Annotated in this window: 22 protein-coding genes; 12 read left to right on the top strand and 10 right to left on the bottom strand. The window is 66.1% G+C overall.

Features of this window, described 5'->3' with window-relative positions; all coding sequences use genetic code 11:
- Positions 1 to 1,203 carry a sensor histidine kinase gene (locus ACNO8X_RS06830; protein ID WP_418004688.1) on the top strand — a complete coding sequence of 401 codons (1,203 nt, stop codon included), beginning with the start codon at positions 1 to 3 and terminating at the stop codon, positions 1,201 to 1,203.
- Here ACNO8X_RS06830 and ACNO8X_RS06825 read toward each other — a convergent pair.
- The 4 genes from ACNO8X_RS06825 to ACNO8X_RS06810 form a co-directional block, all read right to left on the bottom strand.
- The gene (locus tag ACNO8X_RS06825; RefSeq protein ID WP_071285705.1) at positions 1,200 to 2,528 is read right to left on the bottom strand and encodes an MFS transporter; all 1,329 of its coding nucleotides are present in this window, start codon (positions 2,526 to 2,528) and stop codon (positions 1,200 to 1,202) included. The two genes, ACNO8X_RS06830 and ACNO8X_RS06825, sit on opposite strands and share 4 nt — an antisense overlap.
- Before the next feature lie 99 nt (positions 2,529 to 2,627).
- Entirely contained in the window at positions 2,628 to 3,833 is a 1,206-nt protein-coding gene (locus ACNO8X_RS06820; RefSeq protein ID WP_418004687.1) for a cytochrome P450, read from the bottom strand.
- On the bottom strand, positions 3,830 to 4,504 hold the full coding sequence (locus ACNO8X_RS06815) for an acetoacetate decarboxylase family protein (protein WP_418005801.1): 675 nt from the start codon (positions 4,502 to 4,504) through the stop codon (positions 3,830 to 3,832). Before ACNO8X_RS06815 ends, ACNO8X_RS06820 begins: the two co-directional genes overlap by 4 nt.
- Positions 4,505 to 4,688: 184 nt before the next feature.
- The gene (locus ACNO8X_RS06810) at positions 4,689 to 5,720 is read right to left on the bottom strand and encodes an LLM class F420-dependent oxidoreductase (protein WP_418004686.1); all 1,032 of its coding nucleotides are present in this window, start codon (positions 5,718 to 5,720) and stop codon (positions 4,689 to 4,691) included.
- A 58-nt stretch (positions 5,721 to 5,778) separates the two neighbouring features.
- Between ACNO8X_RS06810 and ACNO8X_RS06805 the strand changes: the two genes are divergently transcribed.
- From ACNO8X_RS06805 to ACNO8X_RS06790, 4 genes are read left to right on the top strand one after another with little or no spacing between them, the layout of a single operon-like run.
- Positions 5,779 to 6,780: a Zn-ribbon domain-containing OB-fold protein gene (locus ACNO8X_RS06805; RefSeq protein ID WP_418004685.1), complete on the top strand. Its 1,002-nt coding sequence runs from the start codon at positions 5,779 to 5,781 to the stop codon at positions 6,778 to 6,780.
- A gap of 32 nt (positions 6,781 to 6,812) precedes the next feature.
- Positions 6,813 to 7,874, top strand: a complete 1,062-nt coding sequence (locus ACNO8X_RS06800; protein WP_418004684.1) for a thiolase domain-containing protein — start codon at positions 6,813 to 6,815, stop codon at positions 7,872 to 7,874.
- Positions 7,875 to 7,876: 2 nt separating this feature from the next.
- Positions 7,877 to 9,055: a thiolase domain-containing protein gene (locus ACNO8X_RS06795; RefSeq protein WP_418004683.1), complete on the top strand. Its 1,179-nt coding sequence runs from the start codon at positions 7,877 to 7,879 to the stop codon at positions 9,053 to 9,055.
- A gap of 1 nt (position 9,056) precedes the next feature.
- Positions 9,057 to 9,458 carry a nuclear transport factor 2 family protein gene (locus ACNO8X_RS06790; RefSeq protein ID WP_418004682.1) on the top strand — a complete coding sequence of 134 codons (402 nt, stop codon included), beginning with the start codon at positions 9,057 to 9,059 and terminating at the stop codon, positions 9,456 to 9,458.
- 7 nt (positions 9,459 to 9,465) lie between these two features.
- On the opposite strand, the gene ACNO8X_RS06785 is transcribed toward ACNO8X_RS06790, so the two are convergent.
- Complete coding sequence (locus ACNO8X_RS06785; RefSeq protein WP_418004681.1) at positions 9,466 to 9,990, bottom strand: hypothetical protein; 525 nt, start codon at positions 9,988 to 9,990, stop codon at positions 9,466 to 9,468.
- Positions 9,991 to 10,056: 66 nt separating this feature from the next.
- Positions 10,057 to 10,581, bottom strand: coding sequence for a gamma carbonic anhydrase family protein (locus ACNO8X_RS06780; RefSeq protein ID WP_418004680.1), 525 nt, complete (start codon positions 10,579 to 10,581; stop codon positions 10,057 to 10,059).
- A 97-nt stretch (positions 10,582 to 10,678) separates the two neighbouring features.
- On the opposite strand from ACNO8X_RS06780, the gene ACNO8X_RS06775 reads away from it, so the two are divergent.
- Positions 10,679 to 11,833 (top strand): Rieske 2Fe-2S domain-containing protein, encoded by a 1,155-nt coding sequence (locus ACNO8X_RS06775; protein ID WP_418004679.1) that lies wholly within the window; start codon positions 10,679 to 10,681, stop codon positions 11,831 to 11,833.
- Positions 11,833 to 12,309, top strand: coding sequence for a hypothetical protein (locus ACNO8X_RS06770; RefSeq protein ID WP_043398133.1), 477 nt, complete (start codon positions 11,833 to 11,835; stop codon positions 12,307 to 12,309). The genes ACNO8X_RS06775 and ACNO8X_RS06770 overlap by 1 nt, the downstream gene beginning before the upstream one ends.
- Positions 12,310 to 12,405: 96 nt before the next feature.
- On the opposite strand, the gene ACNO8X_RS06765 is transcribed toward ACNO8X_RS06770, so the two are convergent.
- The 3 genes from ACNO8X_RS06765 to ACNO8X_RS06755 are packed head-to-tail and all read right to left on the bottom strand — an operon-like array spanning position 12,406 to position 15,457.
- Positions 12,406 to 13,548 (bottom strand): sulfotransferase family protein, encoded by a 1,143-nt coding sequence (locus ACNO8X_RS06765; protein WP_418004678.1) that lies wholly within the window; start codon positions 13,546 to 13,548, stop codon positions 12,406 to 12,408.
- Positions 13,545 to 14,327: an SDR family oxidoreductase gene (locus tag ACNO8X_RS06760; protein ID WP_418004677.1), complete on the bottom strand. Its 783-nt coding sequence runs from the start codon at positions 14,325 to 14,327 to the stop codon at positions 13,545 to 13,547. Before ACNO8X_RS06760 ends, ACNO8X_RS06765 begins: the two co-directional genes overlap by 4 nt.
- Before the next feature lie 2 nt (positions 14,328 to 14,329).
- Entirely contained in the window at positions 14,330 to 15,457 is a 1,128-nt protein-coding gene (locus ACNO8X_RS06755; protein WP_418004676.1) for a hypothetical protein, read from the bottom strand.
- 160 nt (positions 15,458 to 15,617) lie between these two features.
- Between ACNO8X_RS06755 and ACNO8X_RS06750 the strand changes: the two genes are divergently transcribed.
- Positions 15,618 to 16,526, top strand: a complete 909-nt coding sequence (locus ACNO8X_RS06750; RefSeq protein ID WP_418004675.1) for an IclR family transcriptional regulator — start codon at positions 15,618 to 15,620, stop codon at positions 16,524 to 16,526.
- A gap of 59 nt (positions 16,527 to 16,585) precedes the next feature.
- Here ACNO8X_RS06750 and ACNO8X_RS06745 read toward each other — a convergent pair whose 3' ends face one another.
- On the bottom strand, positions 16,586 to 17,110 hold the full coding sequence (locus ACNO8X_RS06745) for a hemophore-related protein (protein WP_236737201.1): 525 nt from the start codon (positions 17,108 to 17,110) through the stop codon (positions 16,586 to 16,588).
- Between the two features lie 277 nt (positions 17,111 to 17,387).
- Here ACNO8X_RS06745 and phoU point away from each other — a divergent pair, with 277 nt between their 5' ends.
- The 4 genes from phoU to ACNO8X_RS06725 all read left to right on the top strand — a co-directional run bounded on the left by phoU (position 17,388) and on the right by ACNO8X_RS06725 (position 20,430).
- Entirely contained in the window at positions 17,388 to 18,032 is a 645-nt protein-coding gene (gene phoU, locus ACNO8X_RS06740; RefSeq protein ID WP_418004674.1) for a phosphate signaling complex protein PhoU, read from the top strand.
- A 226-nt stretch (positions 18,033 to 18,258) separates the two neighbouring features.
- Positions 18,259 to 18,948, top strand: coding sequence for an MspA family porin (locus ACNO8X_RS06735; RefSeq protein ID WP_418004673.1), 690 nt, complete (start codon positions 18,259 to 18,261; stop codon positions 18,946 to 18,948).
- Positions 18,949 to 19,016: 68 nt separating this feature from the next.
- Complete coding sequence (locus tag ACNO8X_RS06730; RefSeq protein ID WP_418004672.1) at positions 19,017 to 19,685, top strand: MspA family porin; 669 nt, start codon at positions 19,017 to 19,019, stop codon at positions 19,683 to 19,685.
- A 94-nt stretch (positions 19,686 to 19,779) separates the two neighbouring features.
- Positions 19,780 to 20,430 carry a GNAT family N-acetyltransferase gene (locus ACNO8X_RS06725; RefSeq protein ID WP_418004671.1) on the top strand — a complete coding sequence of 217 codons (651 nt, stop codon included), beginning with the start codon at positions 19,780 to 19,782 and terminating at the stop codon, positions 20,428 to 20,430.
- Positions 20,431 to 20,457: the final 27 nt, after the last annotated feature.

Genomic DNA, 20,457 nt, shown 5'->3' with positions numbered 1-20,457 from the left:
ATGTCTGAACCCAGTAGGCCTCTGCTGCGCGGCCTACTACTGCAACTCGCGTTGCGGGCGCTGTTGGCGGTGTTCATCGGGTTCGGGTTGCTGTTCGAGCCCCCGAACGCCAACGTACGGCTGCACTGGGGCATCTTCGCCTGCTACGTCGCGATGGTCGCGGCGTGGGGATTGTGGGCGCGACGCTCGGCCGATCAATCCGACCAGCGAACCAAGCGGGTGGCGGCACTGTTCCTGTTATGCGCGGATCTGACTGTGGTGGCGGTCATTTCAGTGGACAGCGGGCTCAGTTCGCCCGAAACCTGGACGTCCGACGTCCTGCAGCACGGGCTGTTCCTGATCCCGCTGATCGCGGCGGCGCAGCTCGATCCCGCCGTCAGCGCCATGATCGCGATCCCCACCGTCGCCACGTTCTTCGTCGTGAACTGGATCGACCGGGAAGCCAACGGTCACGAGCCCTGGGGCTCGATCCTGTTGCGGACCGCGATCGTGTTCGGCCTGGCCGCAGGGTCGGTCGCGCTGTCGTGGATTCAGCAAGCCAAGACGCGGACCATCGCCGACCTGGCCCAGGAGCGGACCCGGCTGCTCGAAGAGGTGATCAGCCTGGAGAAGCGGGAGCGCCAATCGCTCTCGGAGCGTCTGCACGACGGCGCGCTGCAGTACGTCCTGGTGGCCCGGCACGACATGGAGGACGTCCGCGACGGGTCGATCGAGGGCATGGACCGCGTCGACTTCGCGCTCGCGGAATCCTCCCGGCTGCTGCGCGACGTGGTGCGTGAACTGCATCCCGAGGTGCTGGCCCGCTCCGGTCTCAAGACCGCGATCACCTCGCTGGCCGACGGCATCGCCGCACGGACCAGCATCACGGTTCACCTGGACGCCGAAGGCTGGCCCGACAGCCTGCGCACCAACGTCGACCATCTGCTCTACAGCGCGGCCCGGGAGTTCTCGACCAACGTGATCAAACACGCGCACGCCGACAATCTGCGATTCAGGCTGGCACACAACGGCAGTCGGGCCGAACTACGCATCGCCGACGACGGCGTCGGCATTCCGGCGGACCGGCTCGCGCAGAGCGTCGAGGACGGTCACATCGGCTTCGCCTCGATCTGCACGAAAGTGCTTGCCACGGGCGGCCAATTCACGGTCACGGGTTCCCCCGGCACCGTCATCTCGATGGCGGTGCCTGCGACCCCCAGCTAGAACGCCGCGCCCTGCTCGCGGTCGAGGTAGGTGCTGGTCTTGTTCTTCAGGAACACCAGGTACACCACCAACGACACGGCGATGCACACGGTGACGTAGCCGATGAACAGCGGCACCTGGTCACGCGCCTTGAGTGCTTGATAGATCAGCGGCGCGGTACCGCCGAAGATCGAATTGGCCAGTGCGTAGCCGACTCCCACGCCCAGGGCCCGCACATGCGCGGGGAACAGTTCGGACTTCACCAGCGCGTTGATCGACGTGTAGCCGGTCAGGATGACGTAACCGACCGCGAGCAACGTGAACGTCGCGATCGGCGAATGTGTCTGCGGCAGATAGGTGATCAGCACATAGGTGTAGACCAGACCACCGAAACCGAACCACAGCAGCAGGGGTTTGCGGCCCACCCGGTCACTGATGATCCCGCCGATCGGCTGCAACAGCATCAGGAAGATGAGGCCGGCCAGGTTGATCCACGTCGCTGTCATCGCCTCGGTCTTGTACGTGGTCTTGACGATGGCGGGGGCGTTCACGCTGTAGGTGTAGAACGCGACCGTGCCGCCGAGCGTGATCAGGAAGCACAGCAGCAGCGGCCGCCAGTACTTGGTCAGCAGTTCGCGCAGCGAGCCCGCACCGGTGTCTTTGCCCGCTTTGATCGCCGCCAACTGCTCCTCGGACAGCGACTCGTCCATGGACCGGCGCAGCCAGAACACCACCACCGCTGCCACGCCACCGATGGCAAAAGCGATGCGCCAACCGAATTCGTGTACCTGATCCTTGGTGAGCGCGGTCAGGATGATCAGCAGGGTGAACTGGGCGAGCACATGCCCGCCGACCAGCGTGACGTACTGGAACGAGGAGAAGAAGCCGCGCCGTTCCCGCGTGGCCGCCTCCGACATGTACGTCGCGGAGGTGCCGTATTCGCCGCCGGTGGCGAAACCCTGCACCAGCCGGCACAAGATGAGCACGACCGGCGCGGCCGCCCCGATCGTCGCCTGCCCGGGCACCAGCGCGATCACCATGGAGCACATCGCCATCAGCGACACGCTGAAGGTCAGGGCGGCGCGCCGGCCGCGACGGTCGGCGTACCGCCCGAAGAACCAGGAGCCCACCGGCCGGGTCAGGAACGTGACGGCGAAGATCGCGTAGACGTAAATCGTCGAATTCTGGTCCGCCTCATCGAAGAACTGCTTCTCGAAGTAGGTGGCGAACACGGTGTAGACGTAGACGTCGTACCACTCCACCAGGTTGCCCGAGGAGCCCCGAATAGTATTCCAGATCGCGCGGCGGTTTTCGGCTTTGGTCGATGAGATCATCGATGTGGTCATGCCGCCCATCATTGACGCACGCCACTACACCGTGCGACGGAACCTGCCGATTCCTTGCATTCCTTGCACAGTTCTCACATTGGCCGGCGCCTCGGCGCGCTACAGCACCCGGGCTGTCGGGGTGAACACCACCGGCATGGCCTCGGGGCCGCTGACGAAGTTGGCGGCGCGCAGCGGGATCGCAGCGCCTTCGGCCAGGCGGAGGTCGGGCAGCCGCTGCATCAACCGCTCGGTCATCAGGCGCAGCTCCAGCCGGGCCAGCTGGTTACCCATGCAGAAGTGGGTGCCGAAGCCGAAAGCCAAGTGACTGTTGGGGGTCCGGTCGATGTGGAACTCGTCCGGGTTCTCGAACTGGTCGCCGTCGAAGTTCGCCGCCTCGAACATCAGCATGACCTTCTCGTCCTTCTTCAGCTCGGTGCCGTAGAAGACGGTGTCCGCGGTCAGGACGCGACACATGTTCTTGATGGGCGAGGTCCAGCGCAGCATCTCCTCGATGGCACCGGGCATCAGCGAAGGATCGGCGACCAGCCGGTCCCACTGGTCGCGGTGCCGCATCAGCTGTTCGGTGCCGCCGGACAGGGTGTGCCGCGTGGTCTCGTCGCCGCCGATCAGGATCAGCAGCGTCTCCATGACGATCTCGTCGTCGCTCAGCCGCTGACCTTCGACCTCGGAGTTGATGAACACCGAGAACAGGTCGTCGGTCGGGTTGGCGCGCCGGTCCTTGATGACGTCCATGGTGAAAGCGGTATATGCCGCAAAGGTTTCCATCAGTTTCTGGATCGACGACTCGTCCAGGTGTGAGGACAGCCCGGACACCAGCTCGTCGGACCAATCGAGCAGCATCTCGCGCTCTTCCGGCACCACACCCAGCATGTCGCCGATGACGGCCATGGGCAGCGGCGACGCCAGATCGCGGACGAAGTCGGCCTCGCCCTTCTCACAGATGTTGTCGATCAGGGCGTCACACAGCCGCCCGATGGACGGCACCTTGTCCATGACGCGCTTGCGGGTGAAGCCGGCGTTGACCAGCTTGCGCCGCACCAGGTGCGCCGGATCGTCCATGTCGATCATGTAGGGCATGCCCGGCTGATCGGGGCGGATGCCGCCGGCGTTGGAGAACAGCTCGGCGTTGCGCTCGGCATCGAGCACGGACTGGTACGTGGTCACCGCGGCCTGCCCGGTGCGGTCCCGGAACACTGGCTCGTTGTCCCGCATCCAGCGATAGGCCTCATGCGCGGCCTGCCGGTCGGCATAGAACCGACCGTCGGCCAGGTCAACGTCGGGGCGGGTCAGAACACTGGTCACTTGATCTCCTGAGCGTCGGCGAAAGTCATGTCTACGTTTTCAGCGGAACCGGAAAGCATGGCGCGTTTCGGCAATCCGAGCGCCGCCAGTTCCTGGGCAAAGGGGTGGTCACCAAGTCGCACCGTCACGCCGCCGGGCCGGTAGCGCACGCCGGACGGCCGCATCACGCCGACGGTCTCCCGGGTGACGCCATCGAGGTGCGAATACGTCGGGGGCGCTTGCGGTTTGGACGGCGCGGGCACCGGGAAGCCCGGCCGGAAGTCCATCCCGACGGCGAACCGGCCGTCGATGGTGACGTCGAAGGAGAAGTTCTTTCCGCCGTCGATGGCGAAATCCGCCATCACCTTGGGGTAACCCCAGATGTTCCGGCCGGCTTCCAGGGTGAAGGCTTGGTCGACGGGAAGGTGATGGATGAAGGCGCCCGCCGATTGCAGGGCGCGCAGGCCCGAGGCGTTCGAACCGGGCGGGTTCACCATGATGTTGGTGCCGTACTCGTAGTACTGGCCGAGGTCACTGTCGACGTAGTGCATCAGCATCAGCACGGCCACCGCGCGGCGTGGGCGGAACCGGCACACCTGCAGGCCGCTGTAGTCGATTATGCGTTGCGCGGCATCGGCGTCGACCGAGAACATCGCCATGTGCTGCGTCGCCTTGCGGACGCGCACCGGCATGGTCAGCACGGTGCCCGCGATGGTGTGCTGCGAGGGCGCGGCCCCGGTGGCGTCTGTCACACCACAAATCTAGAACACGTTATAGACACTTCGCAATAAGTGTCTACTGCCGCATTCGCGAACAGACGCAAAACTGCACTTCGGCGGGCCAAAGAGACAGTTTTGCGTCTGCTCGCGGGACTGACTAGACCAAGTCAGCCAATTGGTTGATCTGCTCGACCGACTTGGCCCCGACCACCATCATCGTGACGCCGGAGGCCTCCCAGGCCTTGATCTGTTCCTTGACGTAGTCGAGGTTCCCGACGATCGCGGAGTCGTCGACCAGCTCGTCCGGAATGACCTTGGCGGCCTCGTCCTTGCGGTCGGTGCGGAACAGCTTGGTGACGTCGTCGACGACCTCGGCGTAGCCCATGCGGCGGTACACCTCGGCGTGGAAGTTGGTGTCCTCCGAGCCCATGCCACCCATGTAGAGCGCGAGGTGCGGCTTCATCATCTCCATGACCATCGGCCGGTCGTCGGTGACGACGATCTGTGCGGTGGCACAGATTTCGAACGTCTCGCGGGTCCGCCGGGCGCCGGCGCGGGCGAAGCCCTCGTCGAGCCACTCGTTGTACATGCCGGAGATCCGCGGCGAGTAGAAGATCGGCAGCCAGCCATCGGCGATCTCGGCGGCCAGTGCGACGTTCTTGGGGCCTTCGGCGCCGAGCATCACCGGGATGTCCGCGCGCAGCGGATGGGTGATGGGCTTGAGCGGCTTGCCCAGACCCGTGGTGCCCTCACCCGACAACGGCAGCGGGTAGTGCGGGCCGGCGCTGGTGACCGGGGCTTCGCGGGCCCAGACCTGGCGCAGGATGTCGACGTATTCGCGGGTGCGGGCCAACGGCTTCGGGAACTTCTGCCCGTACCAGCCCTCGACGACCTGCGGCCCCGAGACGCCGAGGCCCAGGATGTGGCGACCACCCGAGAGGTGATCGAGGGTCAGCGCCGCCATGGCACACGCGGTGGGCGTGCGGGCCGACATCTGGATGACCGAGGTGCCCAGGCGCATCCGGGTGGTTTCCCGCCCCCACCAGGCCAGCGGGGTGTACGCGTCCGAGCCCCAGGCCTCCGCGGTGAAGACGGTGTCGAACCCGGCTTCCTCCGCTGCCGCGACGAGCGTCGCGTGATCGGTCGGCGCCTTGGCGCCCCAGTATCCGAGCTGCAAACCGAGTTTCATGGGGCCGCCTTTCCGAACCTGCTTGCCACGATTGTTAGAACCTGTTCTACTCGATGCCGTGAGCGCTAGCCAAAGCAGCCCAGCCCAGATGGCAGGCCATGAGCCGCCCCTTTCAGCTCCGCTGAAACTGTCATTCGACTACACCCGTTCAGTAGGTCCGGTCCTGAGTCAGTTCTTCACCGCGCTGCGCGGACGACGCGTCGTCGGCACCCGCGGTTCGGACGGCCGGGTACACGTACCTCCCGCCGAGTATGACCCTGTCACCTACGAGGCCCTGACCGAGGTCGTTCCGGTTTCCAGCGTCGGCACCGTGGTGTCGTGGACCTGGCAGCCCGAGCCCCTGGAAGGGCAGCCCCTGCAGCAGCCGTTCGCCTGGGCGCTGATCAAGCTCGACGGCGCCGACACCCCGTTGTTGCACGCGGTCGATGCTCGGGAGGGCTCGCTGAAGTCCGGCGACCGCGTCCGCGCGCACTGGGTCGACGAGCCCGTCGGCGCCATCACCGACATCGCATACTTCGTGCCCGGTGAAGACGCAGAAGAACCGCTGCCGGCCGACGATCGCGACCCCGTGACCATGCTGGTCGTGCCGTCGTCCATCGAAATCCAGCACACCGCTTCGCATCCCGAGACCGTGTTCCTGCGTGGTCTGCAGGAGGGCAAGCTGCTCGGTGCCCGCACCAAGGCCGGCCGCGACGGCAAGCCCGGCGCGGTGCTGTTCCCGCCGAAGGAGGCCGACCCGGCCACCGGTCTGGAACTCGACGAATTCGTCGAGTTGGTCGACCGCGGCACCGTCACCACCTTCGCGATCATCAACATCCCGTTCGCCGGGCAGCGCATCAAGCCGCCGTATGTGGCCGCCTATGTGCTGCTCGACGGCGCCGACATCCCGTTCCTGCATCTGCTCACCGAGATCGACGCGGCTGAGGTCCGGATGGGTATGCGGGTGGAGGCGGTGTGGAAGCCCCGCGAGGAGTGGGGTCTGGGCATCGACAACATCTCGCACTTCAAACCGTCCGGCGAGCCTGACGCCGACTACGACTCGTACAAGCACCACCTGTAAAGGGCCACAATGACTTTCGTAAGGGGCCAACAATGACTTCCACTGACGTAGCGGTCGTCGGGTTCGCGCATGCCCCGCATGTGCGCCGCACCGACGGCACCACCAACGGCGTCGAGATGCTGATGCCGTGTTTTGCAAAGCTGTACGCCGAGTTGGGCCTCAAGCAGACCGACATCGGCTTCTGGTGCTCCGGATCGTCGGATTACCTTGCCGGCCGGGCATTTTCGTTCATCTCGGCGATCGACTCGATCGGCGCCATCCCGCCGATCAACGAATCGCACGTCGAGATGGACGCGGCCTGGGCACTGTATGAGGCCTACATCAAGATCCTGACCGGCGAGGTCGACACCGCGCTGGTCTACGGCTTCGGTAAGGGCAGCGCCGGCACTCTGCGCCGGGTGCTGGCCCTGCAGACCGACCCGTACACCGTCTCGCCGCTGTGGCCGGACGCCGTGTCGATGGCAGGTCTGCAGGCCCGCTTCGGTCTGGACGCCGGGAAGTGGACCGCCGAGCAGATGGCGCAGGTGGCGCTGGATTCGTTCGCCGTCGCCGAGCGCGTCGACCGGCTCGAGTCCGCCGCCACGGTGAGTGAGCTGCTGGACCGTCCGTTCTTCGCCGACCCGCTGCGCCGCCACGACATCGCACCGATCACCGACGGCGCCTCCGCGATCGTGCTGGCCTCAGCAGACAAGGCGCGGGAACTGCGCGAAAACCCCGCGTGGATCACCGGTTTCGAGCATCGCATCGAGACCCCGATCCTGGGCGCCCGTGACCTGACGGTCTCGACCTCGACCGCCGCATCGGCCGCCGCCGCCACCGGTGGGGACGTCGGCTCGATCGACATCGCCGAGTTGCACGCGCCGTTCAGCCACCAGCAGCTGATCCTCGCCGAGGCGATCGGGTTGAAGGACTCGACGAAGATCAACCCATCCGGTGGCGCCCTGGCCGCCAACCCGATGTTCTCGGCCGGCCTGGAGCGCATCGGCTTCGCCGCCGAACACATCTTCAACGGATCGGCGAATCGCGTACTGGCCCACGCCACAAGTGGTCCTGCGCTGCAACAGAATCTGATTGCCGTTCTGGAGGGCAAGTAGCAATGGCCAAGAATCTCGCCGCCGTCCTCGGCACCGGACAGACCAAGTACGTCGCCAAGCGACTCGACGTGTCGATGAACGGCCTGGTGCGCGAAGCCATCGATAGAGCGCTCGCGGATTCCGGGTGCACCATGGCCGACATCGACGCCGTCGTGGTCGGCAAGGCACCGGACTTCTTCGAGGGCGTCATGATGCCCGAGCTGTTCATGGCCGACGCCACCGGCGCCACCAACAAGCCGCTGATCCGCGTGCACACCGCGGGTTCGGTGGGTGGCTCGACCGCGATCGTCGCCGCCAGCCTGGTCAAGTCCGGCAAGTACCGCCGCGTGTTGACCATGGCCTGGGAGAAGCAGTCGGAGTCGAACGCCATGTGGGCGCTCTCGATTCCGGTGCCGTTCACCAAGCCGGTGGGCGCCGGCGCGGGCGGTTACTTCGCCCCGCACGTGCGGGCCTACATCCGCCGCTCGGGCGCGCCGGAGAACATCGGTGCCATCGTGGCGGTCAAGGACCGGCTCAACGGCGCCAAGAACCCGCTGGCTCACCTGCACCAGCCCGACATCACCGTCGAGAAGGTGATGGCCTCCCAGATGCTCTGGGACCCAATCCGCTTCGACGAGACGTGCCCGTCCTCCGACGGTGCTGCCGCACTGGTCATCGGCAACGAGGAAGTCGCCGACGGCCGCGTCGCCGAGGGACATCCGGTCGCCTGGATTCACGCCACCGCGCTGCGCACCGAACCGCTGGCCTACTCGGGCCGCGACCAGGTGAACCCGCAGGCCGGCCGCGACGCGGCCGCTGCCCTGTGGCGCGACGCCGGCATCACGAGCCCGATCGATGAGATCGACGTGGCCGAGGTGTACGTGCCGTTCTCGTGGTTCGAACCGATGTGGTTGGAGAACTTGGGCTTTGCCGCGGAAGGCGAAGGCTGGAAGCTCACCGAGGCCGGCGAGACGGCCATCGGCGGCAAGATTCCGTTCAACGCGTCCGGCGGCGTGCTGAGCTCCAATCCCATTGGCGCATCCGGCATGATTCGGTTCGCCGAGTCGGCCATCCAGGTCATGGGCAAGGCCGGCGACCACCAGGTCGAGGGCGCCCGCAAGGCGCTGGGCCACGCGTATGGCGGTGGCGCACAGTACTACTCGATGTGGGTCGTCAGCAGCGACAAACCTGGAAAGGACTGACATGACGGTTTCCGATCCGAATCACCCCGCACACTTGGCCGGCAAGCGCTCCCGCGATGCCGTCGCCGCCCGCGACAAGGAAGCCTGGCTGGCCAATTTCGCCGACGACGCCATCGTGCAAGACCCGATCGGACCGTCGTTCCTGGACCCCGAGGGCAAGGGGCACAGCGGCAAGGAAGCCATCTCGGCGTTCTGGGACAAGGCGATCGCTCCCGCCGACAAGCTGGTGTTCAACTTCGAGACCACCTACCAGTGCGGTGACGAGGAAGCCAACGTCGGCAACATCGTGACCACCATCGCCGGGCGCGACTTCACGACTCCAGGCGTCTTCACCTACCGCGCGAACGAAGCCGGGCAGCTGCTGGCGCTGCGCGCCTTCTGGGAGGCTCCGCGTACTTCGTAAGGCGGGTTCAGAACGTCCAGGACCCCGAGGGTTGCAGGACGAAGCCGTGGCCGCCGGCGGTGCTGTCGATGCACGCGGTGACACCGCCCGGGGCGACGCCGCACGTGGCCGTCCCCAGAGACACCTTCTGCGTGGGCGCGAGCAGTGCGCCGCCGGCCAGATCGGTCGGGCAGGCACCCTGGTAGCGGCTGATCGTCCCCTCATTGGCTCCGTGCAACTGCGCCATCCCGAAATCGCACGGTGCCTTCGCGGAGGGGTCGACAGTGACAGCCACGCCCGCGGCTCCGGGCACCGGCCCATAACAGCGGACCGTCGTCCCGGCCCCGGCCAGTGCGCCGATGTCGCACGACAGGCCGTCGGGGGTGGCGAACTTCACCACCTGCTGCGTGGTGCTCCGGTAGGGGGCCAGGTGGGTGTTGGTGACGATGTCGAAGTTCGCGAAGTCGGGAAAGTTGGGTGGCGGCGCGGCGTGCGCGAGCGGGGCCATGAGCACCACGGAGGCACCGGCCAAGACAAAGAGTGGCAACTTCATGGGCCCAGTCTTGGCCGAACCGCGGCCCGAATATCAGATTTCCGTGAAATCCGGCACGCAACCGCCCTACAGCTCTTCGAGCCCTGCCAGGTAGCGCTCGGCCAGCTCGCGGTAGGCCTGCGGGTTGGTGTTGATCCACGTCTCGGCGCCGGTCCCGGCAATTGGGCCCCGAATCTTGGCCGGCGACCCCATGACCAGCACTTCGTCGGGAATCTTGGTCCCGGCGACCACCAGCGAGTGTGCCGCGACCAGACTGCGCCGACCGATCACCGCACCGTCGAGCACCGTGCTGTTGTTGGCGATCAGCGCCTCGGCACCGACATGCGCGCCGTGTACGACACACAGGTGGGCGATGGTCGCGCTGGGCCCGATATCGACCGGAATACCGGGAGGGGCGTGCAGCACGGACCCGTCCTGCACGTTGGCGCCGTTGCGGATGACGACGGGCGCGTAGTCGGCGCGCAGTACCGCGTTGAACCACACAGATGCCCCGGCCTCGACGCGGACATCGCCGATCAGGACGGCGGTGGGGGCGATGAAGGCCGTGGGGTCGACGACCGGGCTACGGCCCTCGAAGGAGTAAAGCGGCATGACATAGATATACCGCAGGTCGGGACGCTTGCATTGCGCTGCACCAAGTAAAAACTGTAACGTGTTCTAGTTACTCGGCACAGATTGGGAGGCCAAGGTGAGCACCGAAACCGCGGGGGTTCGCGAGATCGATACCGGCGCGCTGCCGGACCGCTTTGCCCGTGGATGGCACTGCGTGGGTCCTGTGAAGGACTTCCTGGACGGCAAGCCGCACTCGTTCGAGGCATTCGGCACCAAGTTGGTGGTGTTCGCGGACTCGAACGGTGACCTGAAAATCCTGGACGGCTACTGCCGCCACATGGGCGGAGACCTGTCACAGGGCACCATCAAGGGCGACGCGGTCGCGTGCCCGTTCCACGACTGGCGCTGGGGCGGCGACGGCAAGTGCCAGCTGGTGCCCTACGCCAAGCGCACGCCGCGCCTGGCCCGCACCCGCGCTTGGCACACCGACGTCCGTGGTGGCCTGCTCTTCGTCTGGCACGACCACGAGGGCAACGCGCCGACCGATGAGGTCCGGATCCCGGAGATCCCCGAGGCGGCCAGCGACGAGTGGACCGAGTGGCAGTGGAACTCGATGCTGATCGAGGGCAGCAACTGCCGCGAGATCATCGACAACGTCACTGACATGGCGCACTTCTTCTACATCCACTACGGCCTGCCGACGTACTTCAAGAACGTCTTCGAGGGCCACATCGCCAGCCAGTACCTGCACAACGTGGGCCGGCCGGACATCGGTGGCATGGGCACGCAGTACGGCGAGGCGCACCTCGACTCGGAGGCCTCGTACTTCGGGCCGTCGTTCATGATCAACTGGCTGCACAACAACTACAGCGGCTACAAGGCCGAGTCGATCCTGATCAACTGCCACTACCCGGTCAGCCAGGACGCGTTCGTGCTGCAGTGGGGCGTCATCGTCGAAAAGCCCAAGGGCATGGACGAGAAGACCACCCAGAAGCTGGCCGACGCCATGACCGACGGTGTCAGCAAGGGCTTCATGCAGGACGTCGAGATCTGGAAGCACAAGACCCGCATCGACAACCCGCTGCTGGTCGAGGAAGACGGCGCGGTCTACCAGATGCGTCGTTGGTACCAGCAGTTCTACGTCGACGTCGCCGACATCACGCCGGACATGGTCGACCGCTTCGAGCTGGAGATCGACACCACCGTTGCCAACGAGAAGTGGCAGGGCGAGGTCGCCGAAAACCTCCGCATCCAGGCCGCGGCCAAGGAAGCCGCGGAGCAGTCCAGCTGATGACCCAGCACGACGAACGGACCCAGGCTCCCGATGCCGAGAGCCTGGCCCGTTCGATGCTGCAGCTGATGGGTCACGGTGACGAGGATGACCACGCACATCCGGCGTCCGACTCACCCGCGAGCGGATCCTGGTCCAAGGCACCAGATTTCGCCGACGACCCGGTGCGCTTGGCCGCCGTTCGCGAGGCCACGGCGGCTGATCGCCAGCGCTACCTGACGGCGGGCCTGGTTCCGGTGGACTGCCGGTTCTGCCACTCGACGGTGGCGGTGAAGAAGCTGGGACCCGAACACACTGCGGTGCAATGGAATTCGGGAGCGACGCAGCGGTGCGCGTATTTCAGCGAGATCCGCGCCGGAGGCGGCGACCCCAGTCGCAGCCGCTCGTGCCCGAAGATGTCCGACAGCATCAAGCATGCCGTCGCCGAGGGGTGCCTGGAGGAGTTCTCCACCGCCCCCTCCCCTGGCGACGGCTAGCGGTTCTCTCACGAGCAGACACAAAACTGCCCCTCTTCACGTGAAGAGGGGCAGTTTTGTTGGGGCAACTCCCGCTTGCGGGGGACTGCTCGGCAATTACAGGTTGGCGAAGCGCTCCTTGACCTGCTCCCCGGTCAGCCCGTAGTCGGACAGCGAGTAGGTGTGCTTCGGCGCCCGCGGACCCTGCTGGCTCTGGGCGTGGCTATCGACCATCGCCTGCCGCGCGGCGTCGGTGAACTCCAGATCGAAGGTGCGGTAGATGCCCTCGACAGCACCGACCGGGTCCTTGATGAACTCGAAGTAGTCGACGTCGCAGAACTGCTTGGGATCATGCTTCGCCCGCTCGGCGTTGAACAGTTCCAGCCCACGCGACCAGGTTTCCAGCGAGTCGTCGCCGATCACCTTGCCGGTGAAGGAGTTCGACCAGCCGGCCGTGGTGTGCTGCGACAGCGAGCACATGGACGCCAGGATGGTCTCCGCCGGCCGGTGGCACTGCACGACGAGCGCGTCGGGGTACACCTTGAACAGCGCCTCGAGGGCGAACAAGTGGCTGGGATTCTTGAGTACCCAACGCTTTTCGGGCTCGTTCAGGCCGATCAACTGCAGATTCTGGCGGTGCCGCTGGTAGGACTTGGTCCAGTCCTGACGGGCCAGCCACTGGGCGTACGACGGGACGTGCGCCAGCGTCTCGTACGACACCGAATGCAACGACTGCCGCAGCAGCTGCCAGCATTCCTCGACCTCGTCAGCGGTCATGAAATGCAACCCGGTGTAGTCCGGGTTCTCCTCGTGCGCTTGCTTGAATCGGGCATCCAGCGCACTGAAAACCGGGTTTTCCGACCAGGTTTCACGCGGCGGCCGCGGCTGCGGGAACTCCGCGAGCCACATCTCCAGCCCCTGGTGTGCCGGGTCGGCAGTCAGCAGCCGGTGGATCACCGTGGTGCCGGTGCGCGGCAGGCCCGTGACGAAGATGGGCCGTTCGATCGGCACATCAGCGTGCTGCGGGTACTGCTTGAACGCAGCGTTGGACACCAGCCGCGCCACCAAGGCGTTGCGGGTGAAGAACCGCTGCATCTTGCTGCCGAGCTCGGTAAGGTCGGCTTCGCGCTGGTACGCATCCAGCAGTACGCCAAGGGCTTCCAGGTAGTTGTCGTCGTCGCCGCCGAAATCCTCCAGCCCACAGGCCTTCACGGCCGAGGCGTGCAGGTCCTCGATGGTGCCCACATTGGTGCGTGTCATGCCTTGTACTCCCCGCAGTTCACATCCAGCGCCTGGCCGGTGATGCCGCTGGACAGGTCACTGGCCATGAACAGGATGGCAGAGGCCACCTCGTCCTCGGTCGGCAGCCGCTTCAGATCGGAGCCGGCGGCCGATGCAGCGTAGATCTGCTCGACGGTGGTGCCGTACTTCTGCGCCTGGTGGCCGAAGTAGCCCTCCAGGGTCTCGCCCCAGATGTAGCCGGGCAGCACCGAGTTGACCCGGATACCCTTCTCGCCCAGCTCGGTCGAGAGGGTCTGGGACATGGCCAGCAGCGCCGACTTCGCCATCTTGTAGGCGCCGTACTTGGCCTGCGAATGCCGGACGACCATCGAGTTCACGTTCACCACAGAGCCTTTGGCGGCCTCCAGGGCCGGGGTGAACCCCTGGGTCATGCGCAGCGCGCCGAACACCGTCAGCTCGATCGCATCCCGCATGTGCTCGAACGTGGTGTTGGCGAACGGCTTCATGGACGGCACCCGGAACGCGTTGTTGATCAACACGTCTGCCTTGCCGAACTCCTCCAGGGTGCGAGCCACCACGTTGGCGACCTGCTCGTCGTCGGTGATGTCGGTGCCCACAACCAGTGCGCGACGACCCAGCGCCGCCACCTGCTTGGCGACGAGCTCCAGCCGCTCCACCGTGCGGGCGGCCAACACGAGATCGGCACCGTTCTCCGCACATCGGCGGGCCAGCGTCGTCCCGAGCCCGGGCCCGACACCGCTGATCACCACTACCTTGCTTGTCAGCAGTCCGCTCACGGTCAGCCCACCATCCTCTCGCCAATAAGCTTCTGCCGCAGCGCAATCCGCGCGCGCCAATCTTCGTCGGAAATCTTGTTGCTCTCGTAGAAGGGCAGCTTCGACGCCACCTCATCCAGGGTGACGACCTCGCACGTCGGGCCGTCCTCGGCCGCCAGCTCGCGGGACACTCGCTGCCAGCGGAACTGCAGGTAGCCCTTGGCGTGGCCCAGCGTCTCGCACCAGTTGGTCACGCCGGGGTTGTTCTCGGACACCACGATCCGGATCTTTCCGTCCGGATCCGCCTGCGCCTGAGTGCCGTTCAGCGACGTCTGGTGGTTGATGTAATCCAGCGAGATGTACCAAAGACTGCCCAGCTGGAAGCCCAGGTACGGCGCGTCCGTCACCGGAAGCGTGATGACCATGGCCTGGTCGGGTGTCATGTCGTAGTGCCCGACGGCCGAGTACTGAGTCGCCAGTCCACCAGGGGTCAATCGCGGCGCGGTCAGGGTGTTGACCGGCAGGTTGTCGTAGAACCACTTCGGGAACTGCAGCCAGGTCTTGACCCGCTGCACCAGCTGCTTACCGGCGACGGCGTACCGCTTCTCGATCAGCTCACGGGTCAACGGGTCCGGCGCGGTCCCCGCGGTGTCGGTCCGGGAGATGGCGAACGAACCACGCTGCGCCGACCAATCGTTGTAGACCTCGCGGATCACCAGCTGCGCCGGGGTGGCCGGCGTGAACCGCCACTCGAACGTGCCGTCGGCGGCGATGTCGAGCTTGCGGTCGTCGAAGGCCGTCTCGCTGTCCGGCACGTTGGCGTCGGTGTACTCGCCGCCGAGCAGCTGGAAGCTGACATCGGTGGTGGTGCCGCGACGCCCGGTGACGACGTATTCATGACCGGGCTGCACGCGGGTGCCGAAGTACATGGTGTCGGGGTTGTCGAGGCCCATCTTCTCGAAGGGACCCGTGCCGCTGTGCAGGAACGGGTGGTCCTTGTCGAAGTCGAACGCGACATGCGCGCACGACGCGATACAGCCGGCGAGGTACTGCAGGCCTTCGAGCAGGTCGGCCTCGGTTTCGATGAAAGGCGCGGCGGCGACGAGGCGCTCCGCCTCGGCGACGGCGTCGATGAACGACTGCGTAAACATTCGGTAGCACCCTTCCGTTCCAATATTGGAACGTATCGGTAGATATTCCGAATGAAGAGTAGAACGCGTTGCAGTTGTCGTCAATGCCGCGCAGGTCAACAGGCCGGCCAAACCCCCTGACACCGGTCCATATTTGGACCGGTGTCGTACATTCCTTGCCATGACCGACATCGGCCGCGCGTCGCCGCCCACCGCCCGCGTCGTGGCGGTGCTGGACTTCCTGGCCCGTCATCCCCAGGAACAATTCGGGCTATCGGAGTTGGCGCGCCGGCTCGACCTCAGCAAGCCCACCTGTCTGGGCATCGTCACCACGCTCGCCGAGGCCGGCTATCTGGTGCGCGACACGGCCGAGAAGACCTACCGGCTGGGCCCGCGGCTGATCACCCTTGGACATACCGCGCAGGAGTCCATGCGGATCAGCCCGGCCGCGCGGGCCGAACTGCGCCGGCTATCGGAGACGTTCAATGCCACAGCGGCGCTGTCGGCGGTGATCGACGACCGCATCACGCTGCTGGAACTCGTTGCGCCGCCGGGCAGTCCGGAACCGGTGCAGGTCGGGCAGAGCTACCCGTTCGCCCCGCCGGTCGGCCTCATGTTCGTGCTGTGGGACGAGCGTGCGGTCCGTGATTGGCTGGGCAAGGAGCCGACGATCCCCCTGCGCACCGACAGTGCGCGGCTGGAGCGGGTGATTGCCGAGTGCCGCGAATCGGGCTATCTCGTCGAGCGGCTGACGCCCGGTGGCCGGCGGCTGTACGCCATGATGGCCGGCATGTCGAGCAACCTGCCCGACGAATTACGGGTCCTGCTGGGCGAACTCGTCTCCGACATCGGCGAGCGCGTGTACCTGCCCAGTGAATCGAGCGCGGCGTCAGGCGGGCGATCCAAGCACGACATCAGCGTCATCGCCGCGCCGGTATTCGACCATCACCAACGTCAGGTCATGGTGCTGTCACTGCAGATCGGCCGTGCGCTGACCGATACCGAAATCAGTAAGCGCGCCCGCGGGCTGGTGGCCGCAGCCGCGACGCTGACGACGCAGCTGGGCGGGTCTCAGCCCGGCCGAACGTGAGCTAGTGTGCGAAATCCGTTGGCAGATTTGCACATTTGCTCACGTTCGACGGGTGAGAACTAGATGCCGTTGAGCACCGCGAGCGCGTCGGTCGGCGCGACCTGCAGGCCGCAGCGGTCCTTGAAGGCGGCCAGCGGCGCCTGGATGCCGCGCAGCGCGTCGGCCTGGTCCGGGTGTTCCTTGAAGTAGTTGTCGAACTGGCTCATCGCGGTGAACGCCGGCTGACGAGTGGCGTCGAGCAGCGAGCTGTCGGCATCCGGGTGCGCGGCGAAGTAGTCCGACAGCTGCAGGGTGACCGAGCTGATGGTCTTGGCCAGCGTCGCGGTGCTGCAGTCGGCGACAGTGGCGGCCGGCGCCACGGTGGTCGTCGTGGTCGTCGTCGGCGCCGCGGTGGCGGATGTGGTGGGAGCGGCCGACGTGGTCGGCGCAGCCGTCGCGGACGTGGTCGGCGCGGCTGACGTGGACGGCGTGGGCGTCACCGGCGTCGGATCCGCGGACGCGCGGGGCACGACCAGCGCGGCGCAGGCAGCGCCCAGGGCGATGAAGCCGAGGGTGGAACGGCCGAAGGTAACGGCACGAGTCATGGAATCCTCCTTGGTTCTGGCCGCATCCTTCTTCCCCGGCCTCTGGGGGTATTTCGCTCGCTGCGGCACTGCTGTTACACAAGCGACCAAAGATGCAGTTCAGGGCCTATGGGTGCGGGCATGAGCCACTTACTCGCATTAGCTCGATATGCCCCACGAGAGCGGCGGCAGGCGCGGCACTTTCGCCACCTCTTCAGTGAGACTGCCCGCGATGAGTTAGCTGACAGTTAACACAGCCGTCACGGAAATCGCCGTAAACGCTCTACGCTGATGGCCCGTGCGGACTGCATTCCACGAGCAACTCGACGCTCTCAACGACGGTATCGCCGGATTGTGCGAACACGCTGCAACGACGATGCAGCTGGCCACCGACTCATTGCTACTTGCTGAGGTGAGAGCCGCCGAACTGGTTCTCGACCGCCAGCACGAGATCGATCACGGTGCCGCTGCCCTCGAAGCGGATGCCTTCACGATCCTGGCCCGCCAGGCACCGGTGGCCCGTGACCTGCGCGCGGTCGTGAGCACGTTGCGGACGGTCGCCGATCTCCAGCGCATGGCGGCCTTGGCAGCGCACATCGCCCAGATCGGGCGCCGCCGCCACCCTGCGGCCGCCGTACCCGCCGAGGTGCGCGGCTACTTCGACGAGATGGGCCGCATCGCCGTCGAGTTGGCCTGGGAAGCGAAAGATATTGTGCTCGAGCAGAATCCAGAAAGAGCAGCACAACTTGCCGCTGAAGACGAAGCGATGGACGACATCCATGAGCGGCTGTTTGCCGTCGTGATGAGCCCGGATTGGCGCCACGGCACGACCGCAGCGGTGGACGTCACGTTGCTCAGCCGCTACTTCGAACGCTTCGCCGACCACGTGGTCGAGATCGCCGGCCGCGTCGTCTACCAGAACATGGGCACCCGCCGGAATTGACGCATCCGCCGCGGCCGGGTGACCGAGCCCGCGGCGTGAAACCTTTCACGCACGGGATCCGCCCCGTGTGAACAGGTCCTTACCGGGCGGACACCACAGGGAAACCGGATACGCACCTCGTCATTGCGATGGTCTGGCGGTAACAGGCACGCTCGCCAATTCCGTTGAGCAGCTTGCCCACCGGCCGGTGAGAACCGGCTCCCCAATGAGAGGCGCGCTCATCACCATGTCGAACCGTTATGCCATGTTGGCAGCCCTTTGCGTGGTGCTCCCGGTCGGCACCGCGCCGCTGGCACTCGCCGACCCGCCCACCGACCCTGCCCCCGTGCAGCCGGCCGGCAACCCCGGTCCCCCGCCGCCAGGCGAAGGCGCCGTCCCCTCAGGCCCCGCCGGAATCCTCGACACCCCCGACGGCTGGCACCTGTCGGTCGTCGGCAGCAACGAGACCCAACTGCCCGTCGCCCCCCTGACCACCGCACTCTCCTCACGCGAATACTGGGTCGCCGGCACCTTCACCGGCACCGTCACCGGCGGCGGAAAAACCAAACTCGCTGGTGGAACCCTCGAAGCCGGCGAACAGATCGGCTGCGGCATCATCTCCGACGAAACCGAGATCAACCCCGGCATCAGCTTCACCCCCGGTATCAAGATCCCGTTCGCCGGCACCGACCCCAGCCTGGGTACCGGTATCAGCCTGCAGGGCAAGGTCTACCTCAAGCCCGGCACCGTCACCACCGTCGCCATCGACAAGAAGTCGTTCAAAGGCACCACCGCCCGCGTCACCATCACCGGCGTCCGGATCAAGACCGACCAATGCGCCGGCCAGTCCTTCATCCGCTCCTACGCCACCCTCACCAGCTCCACCGACAACACCGACGACGTCATCACCTACCTCGGCGTGACCAAGTCCGTGTAGCGGCTGCCCCGTATTCCATTACAGCCCAAACCATTTCATTGCCGACACCGTCGAGAGGCATCACCACCATGTTCAACCGTCTAGCCGCCGTCGCCGCCGCAGGCACGCTGCTCTCAATCACGACAGCCCCCCTGGCCCCGGCCAACCCGGCCGACCCGGCCGGCTTCGACGGCCCACCACCGGACACCGGCATCGTGGCCTCCGACGAACCCGCCACCGTCACCTCCCCCGACGGCTGGATCCTGACCGTCGTCGCCAAAAACGAGACCGAGCTCCCCGTCGCCCCACTGACCACCGCGGTCAGCTCGCGCGAATACCTGGTGGGCGGCACGTTCAGCGGCACCGTCACCGGCAACGGCAAGACCACCCTCACCGGCGGCACCCTGGAAGCCGGCTACCAGATCGGCTGCGGCATCGAACTCGGCCAGGTGAAGTTGATCGGCTCGGTTGGCATCAGCACCGCGGGGTCGACCCTGGCCGGTCTGCTCCCCACCGGTGTCAGCTTCCCGATTGTCGGACAGATTGAAGTCCACCCGAAGCCGGGCACCGTCACCACCGTGCCCGTCGACAAGAAGTCCTTCAAGACCGCACCCGTGCGCGTCACCCTCAAGGACACCCATGTCAAGGTCGACGGCTGCGTGGGCCAGTCCTTCCTGCGGTCCTATGCCACGCTGACCAGCTCCACCACCGACACCGACGACGTCGTCGCCTACTACGGCATCACCAAGTCCGTGTGAGTGTCGAGAAGCTCACAATAGTTCCTGGTCAGCGCGCGTGAGTGCGGAGAATATTCGCTTTCCCGTCCAAGCTTGATGTGTTGCCATTGGGGCCATGCACCATTCGCCTTGGCCACTGGCGGACCTGGAAGTGATCACTCCGGTCCTGCGGCTCTGCCATGTGACCGACGCACTGGCCGACCAGCTCGCCCAACTGGCCGCCGAGGGCATCCACGATCCGGCCACCATGCCGTTCTCCACCCCGTGGACCGATGCGGTCTCGCCCGAGCTGGAGCGCAACACCGTCGCGTACTTCCGGCAGACCCGTGCCGAGGTGTCGACGGAGCACTGGGATGTGCCAATGGCCGTTCTGGTTGCCGGCACCGCTGCGGGCGTCTGCATTGTCAGTGCGGACGGCTTCCCGGCCCGACGGACCGTGTCCACCGGCTCCTGGCTGGGCCGCCGCTATCAAGGCCGCGGCCTCGGTCGGGAGATGCGCACCGCGGCGCTGCAACTGATCTTCGCCGGATTCGACGCCGACGTCGCCCGCACCGCCGCGTGGCATGACAACGCGGCGTCACTCGGCGTCACCCGGTCGCTGCCCTATGAGCGGACCGGGTCGTCCCGCCAATCACGGCGCGGTGTCTTCGACACCATGCTGGAGTTCACTATGACCCGCGCACAGTGGGACACCCTGCGCCGCAGCGATATCCAACTGCGTGGCGTGGATGCGGCGATCAACCAGCTGGGGCTGCACCGGAGCTAGCTCAGCGGCCAGTTATCGCACGCATAT

The sequence above is a fragment of the Mycobacterium sp. PDNC021 genome (assembly GCF_048282635.1).
In the GTDB taxonomy this organism is placed as follows: Bacteria; Actinomycetota; Actinomycetes; order Mycobacteriales; family Mycobacteriaceae; genus Mycobacterium; species Mycobacterium llatzerense.
This window is presented reverse-complemented; position numbering and strand designations above follow the sequence as displayed.

What these genes read in the sequence shown, in the direction of transcription:
- ACNO8X_RS06755 (WP_418004676.1), bottom strand. Translation starts at nt 15,457, where the DNA reads ATGTTTACGCAGTCGTTCATCGACGCCGTCGCCGAGGCGGAGCGCCTC.
- ACNO8X_RS06795 (WP_418004683.1), top strand. Translation starts at nt 7,877, where the DNA reads ATGGCCAAGAATCTCGCCGCCGTCCTCGGCACCGGACAGACCAAGTAC.
- ACNO8X_RS06825 (WP_071285705.1), bottom strand. Translation starts at nt 2,528, where the DNA reads ATGACCACATCGATGATCTCATCGACCAAAGCCGAAAACCGCCGCGCG.
- ACNO8X_RS06810 (WP_418004686.1), bottom strand. Translation starts at nt 5,720, where the DNA reads ATGAAACTCGGTTTGCAGCTCGGATACTGGGGCGCCAAGGCGCCGACC.
- ACNO8X_RS06745 (WP_236737201.1), bottom strand. Translation starts at nt 17,110, where the DNA reads ATGACTCGTGCCGTTACCTTCGGCCGTTCCACCCTCGGCTTCATCGCC.
- ACNO8X_RS06765 (WP_418004678.1), bottom strand. Translation starts at nt 13,548, where the DNA reads ATGACACGCACCAATGTGGGCACCATCGAGGACCTGCACGCCTCGGCC.
- ACNO8X_RS06790 (WP_418004682.1), top strand. Translation starts at nt 9,057, where the DNA reads ATGACGGTTTCCGATCCGAATCACCCCGCACACTTGGCCGGCAAGCGC.
- ACNO8X_RS06785 (WP_418004681.1), bottom strand. Translation starts at nt 9,990, where the DNA reads ATGAAGTTGCCACTCTTTGTCTTGGCCGGTGCCTCCGTGGTGCTCATG.
- ACNO8X_RS06830 (WP_418004688.1), top strand. Translation starts at nt 1, where the DNA reads ATGTCTGAACCCAGTAGGCCTCTGCTGCGCGGCCTACTACTGCAACTC.
- ACNO8X_RS06735 (WP_418004673.1), top strand. Translation starts at nt 18,259, where the DNA reads ATGTCGAACCGTTATGCCATGTTGGCAGCCCTTTGCGTGGTGCTCCCG.
- ACNO8X_RS06780 (WP_418004680.1), bottom strand. Translation starts at nt 10,581, where the DNA reads ATGCCGCTTTACTCCTTCGAGGGCCGTAGCCCGGTCGTCGACCCCACG.
- ACNO8X_RS06725 (WP_418004671.1), top strand. Translation starts at nt 19,780, where the DNA reads ATGCACCATTCGCCTTGGCCACTGGCGGACCTGGAAGTGATCACTCCG.
- ACNO8X_RS06730 (WP_418004672.1), top strand. Translation starts at nt 19,017, where the DNA reads ATGTTCAACCGTCTAGCCGCCGTCGCCGCCGCAGGCACGCTGCTCTCA.
- ACNO8X_RS06750 (WP_418004675.1), top strand. Translation starts at nt 15,618, where the DNA reads ATGACCGACATCGGCCGCGCGTCGCCGCCCACCGCCCGCGTCGTGGCG.
- ACNO8X_RS06770 (WP_043398133.1), top strand. Translation starts at nt 11,833, where the DNA reads ATGACCCAGCACGACGAACGGACCCAGGCTCCCGATGCCGAGAGCCTG.
- ACNO8X_RS06800 (WP_418004684.1), top strand. Translation starts at nt 6,813, where the DNA reads ATGACTTCCACTGACGTAGCGGTCGTCGGGTTCGCGCATGCCCCGCAT.
- ACNO8X_RS06815 (WP_418005801.1), bottom strand. Translation starts at nt 4,504, where the DNA reads ATGCCGGTGCGCGTCCGCAAGGCGACGCAGCACATGGCGATGTTCTCG.